We start from the raw sequence: 2,157 nt of genomic DNA, 5'->3' as shown, positions 1-2,157 counted from the left end.
GACACCAATTGGTTATCTTGAGGCTGCATAGAATTCTACGAAATAGCTGTACTAAATTGGGTGGAGTTACATAATCACCTAAGTTACAAAATACGGTTATAAAAGTATGTACTTAGCTTTAAACCAACCAAACTGTGAAATTGTTTGGCTTTTTATTATCGGACTCACTATTAACATGATGTGAGATGGTGCAATTAACCTAGCCAGAGTCTCTCTTCATTGCGGCCCTGCATAGCAAAATTTTGAGCATTTACATTTTTGCCAAATGAGATGGCTTCATTTATGCCCATATTGTCTGGATAAGAGATAGCTCAGTGTTACCAAAGTAAGGTGTACAACTGCAGTTGCATTGAAATTCTGAAGGTAAAAAAGTGACTCAAGAAAATATCAGTCACTTTTTAGATTTAATATTAGTTTTTGCAAATTGAAAAACAGCTTAAAAGACAGCTCCAGCCAGTACCGATACGGTCATCAGGTTCCTTAATATCCACAACACCACCGGCCACTGCCTTAGTTAATTTAAGCGGAACAGACTTAGCATCTTGGCTGAGACTTTTGATTTTTTTCTTATTGAGTTTAATTTTCATTTTACTATATCCTTACTTTTCCATTGAATTTAACTTCTATTTAACTACATAATTACTTATCAAAACCAAAATTAACATACCATCAAGTTCAGGATCTAGCAAGCATTAGTTGTAAGAAACAACTTAGTTCATATGGCATTTTGCTTTTTTCCTTGGTGATACATTCAACACCCGGCTCATGTAGGCTATAGAGTTTGTTTTTACTCGTTTTTTCTTGCTTTAATAGTCGCTCAGCTGGGTAAGGGGAGAAGGCAGCGGGTTTTCCTTCGATATACACATCAAAAGAGCCAAGAATGAATTCGGCCTTGCCTTTGATTGTACCGCTGGCAATGCCTTTCTTTTTACCGGGTTGGTCACCTGTGCTTTTTGAAAAGTTACTTTTGATTCCAACTGCTGGGTTGCCATCCTATTTTGCGCTCAACTAAGTTTAAAAACGCTCTGGTGACATCAATTGGCTTTCTACCACACTTCCATACGATTAATTTGGCAATCATCTGCATCAAAGTACTTTTTCATCACTTCTGGAAATGGGCCGTTGCCATGAGCATTCCTATTCTTTTTAAACGTATACTCCATAGCACTGTGATAGTACTCGTCAATTGGTTGAGTAATATCCATAAACCTATTCATTTGCGCCCAATCGTGAGCATCGCCACCTCCCGCAATACCTATACGATTTCCAAACCAATAGTGCTCGGGGTATTTTCTACAACTTAAGTAACCCGTTTGCATCGATGCGCTGCCTCGCATATTTTTTATCTCTGGACCAACAACATACTCTAGGTCTTCTATGGGGATATAAAATGGCTTTCTGAATAAGGTGTATGGCGTTCTTACTAGCCCGGTATGGCGGTTAAACTCGATTGCATCCACAATGCGAATTGCATTCCCTATTTTGTACATTATTAAAGGAAATAAAGTCAGTAAAAACAGCCCCAACCATGAATGCCAAACTGGCAGACTATCGTCTGTCATACTAACCACTAACAGACAAACCCCAATAATAGGGCCCAATACCAACCCATGTAGCCTAAGGGACCATAATCCCGGTGAGCGCGGTACCGAAACAACCCGACCATCACATTGACTTGGGTAACTCGAGCCGCTAAAGTCGTCTCTCGGTGCAAACGCGTCTTTACAGGGTTTTGCGTCTTTAAACTTACAACCGTTTAGTTCTTCAGCCTTGGTTAAGCGTTCCTTATAGCTTAAGTTATGAAGATGATTTTTTGGTAGTTCTTCATAAAAAATACCGCTAAGACGGTAACCTGTTTCTCTATCTATATATGCGTCAGTTTTTGCAAAGTCTTCTTTTTCTTCTTCGGTAGCTTCTTCGCGGTATTTTCTGTTTCTTTCTTTAGCCCTTTCTATTAAATAAATATCCCGCTCTTCTTGAGTCATCTCTTCAATCTTTTTCATCAACAACTCCTTTTAGCTGACTACTATAGAGTCATCTGTAGTGATTAATCCCCTACCACACTTGCATGCGGTTTATTTGGCAGTCATCAGCATCAAAGTACTTTTTCATCACCTCGGGAAATGGACCGTTAAAGTGGGCGTTCTTATCGAGCTT

General features: G+C 39.2%; 2 protein-coding genes and 1 pseudogene. All 3 read right to left on the bottom strand.

Annotation, left to right across the window (positions count from 1 at the left end; translation table 11 throughout):
• Positions 1 to 410: 410 nt before the first annotated feature.
• The 3 genes and pseudogenes from CKO50_RS24045 to CKO50_RS15730 all read right to left on the bottom strand — a co-directional run bounded on the left by CKO50_RS24045 (position 411) and on the right by CKO50_RS15730 (position 2,003).
• Complete coding sequence (locus CKO50_RS24045) at positions 411 to 587, bottom strand: hypothetical protein (protein WP_176474687.1); 177 nt, start codon at positions 585 to 587, stop codon at positions 411 to 413.
• Between the two features lie 253 nt (positions 588 to 840).
• A pseudogene (locus CKO50_RS15735) lies at positions 841 to 993 on the bottom strand (PAAR-like domain-containing protein); the annotation flags it as partial.
• A 53-nt stretch (positions 994 to 1,046) separates the two neighbouring features.
• On the bottom strand, positions 1,047 to 2,003 hold the full coding sequence (locus CKO50_RS15730) for a hypothetical protein (RefSeq protein ID WP_095728920.1): 957 nt from the start codon (positions 2,001 to 2,003) through the stop codon (positions 1,047 to 1,049).
• Positions 2,004 to 2,157: the final 154 nt, after the last annotated feature.

This window comes from Pseudoalteromonas sp. HM-SA03, assembly GCF_002289345.1.
Taxonomy (GTDB): domain Bacteria; phylum Pseudomonadota; class Gammaproteobacteria; order Enterobacterales; family Alteromonadaceae; genus Pseudoalteromonas.
This window is presented reverse-complemented; position numbering and strand designations above follow the sequence as displayed.